We start from the raw sequence: 321 nt of genomic DNA, 5'->3' as shown, positions 1-321 counted from the left end.
GGAGCCCACCAACTGGTCGCGCCGGTACACGGCGAACCTGGAGAAGCTCGCGTCCGGCGATGTCATCAATGTGAGCGAGGTCGTGCGCGACCTCTGGCGTCGCGACTAGGACCGCGGCCTGGCCGCGCGCGAGAAGCGGATGCTGGCCAAGGCCCGGCAGATCCTCATCACGGAGCTGGCACTGGCCGAGAAGATCGACGAGGACAAGGCGGGCGCGCTGCTCGACGAGGTCCTCGCGACCTGAGACGTCCTTCACGGAAGGTCGGTGCTTCGGCCCCCGCCCTTCGTCCTTCCCGCGGGCAACGGGGACGTGTGGGCCCC

The 321-nt window shown here is 69.5% G+C and carries 1 pseudogene; it reads left to right on the top strand.

What is annotated here, in order from left to right:
• Positions 1 to 244: pseudogene (locus tag KVS71_RS17205) on the top strand (CarD family transcriptional regulator); the annotation flags it as partial.
• Positions 245 to 321 lie beyond the last annotated feature (77 nt).

The sequence above is a fragment of the Microbacterium sp. GbtcB4 genome, from assembly GCF_019091465.1.
Taxonomy (GTDB): domain Bacteria; phylum Actinomycetota; class Actinomycetes; order Actinomycetales; family Microbacteriaceae; genus Microbacterium; species Microbacterium paraoxydans.
This window is presented reverse-complemented; position numbering and strand designations above follow the sequence as displayed.